This is a genomic window from Bradyrhizobium sp. Kon37 (assembly GCF_055807535.1).
Window position 1 is genome coordinate 1 of sequence record NZ_JBVVOY010000068.1, and the last position, 1,525, is coordinate 1,525.

The 1,525-nt window shown below is 47.5% G+C and carries 2 protein-coding genes; both read right to left on the reverse strand.

Annotated features, from left to right (window positions below):
* Positions 1–141: 141 nt before the first annotated feature.
* On the reverse strand, positions 142–666 hold the full coding sequence (locus tag AC0L3J_RS36995) for a host-nuclease inhibitor Gam family protein (RefSeq protein ID WP_001107930.1): 525 nt from the start codon (positions 664–666) through the stop codon (positions 142–144).
* Positions 667–985: 319 nt separating this feature from the next.
* The gene (locus AC0L3J_RS37000) at positions 986–1,405 is read right to left on the reverse strand and encodes a hypothetical protein (protein ID WP_001101152.1); all 420 of its coding nucleotides are present in this window, start codon (positions 1,403–1,405) and stop codon (positions 986–988) included.
* Positions 1,406–1,525: the final 120 nt, after the last annotated feature.

A 1,525-nucleotide genomic window follows, 5' to 3' on the forward strand; every position in this document is an offset into this window, starting at 1 on the left:
CTACCTGGTGAACGGCCAGTTCGAGGTCGAGGGCATTCAGTTCCCGGCCCGTTACCAGGTCGCCGACGGCGCGCGAGCAATCTCCTGACGTATCGCGCCATAATTAAAAGAATGTGAATTAATTAAATATTAATGGTGGTATTAAATACCGGCTTCCTGTTCAAATGGAATAATAGAAAAATCCTCAATGCCTGATTTAACTGTAATTCCGGCAACGCCTGCGACCGCTTTCGGTTCCAGTAAAATCGCTTCCTTGTTGATTTCCTGCTTCGTGCGAATAAAGCGTTGCAGGCCAAGACGCTCCAGCGTTTCCATCACTGCATCCATACCACGAATACTTACTGATGGTGGACGGACCCGCCACGATACATCACCGGTGACAAGATTCGCCGTCTTCACTTTGCCGCCGTTCGTCAGTTCGTCGCGGTTCGCTTCACACCATCCCTGAACGCCTTTTGAAAGGGTTTCAATATCGGTTTTAATCGGTGCAATCCGGGCCGCAAATTTCTCCGTAATTTCCGCGATGGCATCATTCATTTCCGTTTCCAGACGTGATGCTTCGCGCTGTAAATCCCCGATGCGTTTAATATCGGTAATCACCGCATCGCGGTTTTGTGGCACATAAGCCGCTGCGGCACTCTTGATACGTTTTGCTGGTTTAGCCATAAATTAAAGCTCCTGTTAATTAATATCCGCTGTATACAATGCTGGATACAGCTCGATTGCTTAATTCCATCTTTCGGGCAATAACATGAATATCCAGTCCTTCTTTATAAAGTTCACGACATAAATATTTGTCGTGTTCACTGATTCGGTATACACACAATGATATTCCGTGCCTTCTGGCATGTGCCCGGAGGGCGGTTGTGGCGACTTTCAGTTTTTCCGCCATTTCTTCAACGGTCATTTTCCCGACGTTGGCTTCGATAAATTCCCGGTCTTCGCGTGACCAGCGCTTACGATTACACTTCATGTCAGTCACCATTCAGTACAGCAGAGGCTCGCGCAGTGATGCCGGAATATGCCGCAGCGATAACTGAACCGCTTTCAGGGCAAGCGAGGAATAACAGCAGCGCGCCCAGCCTTTTGCCATTAACCGGTAATCGCGCCAGATACGCTGCCACATTTCACGGGCTTCAGGGTCTGATGCGCAGATGTATTCCCGGTCCATGACGTACTCCCATAAATCCACGTTAAACGCATCGCCAGACGCAATGGCGCGGGATATGCTTTCGCCGCAATAACGCGCACAGATGCTGTAATGGTCGAAAGTAATCAGGTAAGTTTTTTCACCATAGCCATCAACTTCACGCGCACAAATAAACTCGCGTAATTCACCACCGTTGTTATTGCGTTCCTGAATTCGGATTAATGCCTGAATTTCATTTCGGATTTTGACATTCATTGTCAGCGTTCCTTTCAGTGACATGTTTTTTCAACAGCCATTTCAGTGACACGACCACTGGTGATGACACCATCGTTTTTCAAAATCTCAATAGCTTCATGGGCTGACTCATTAATTATT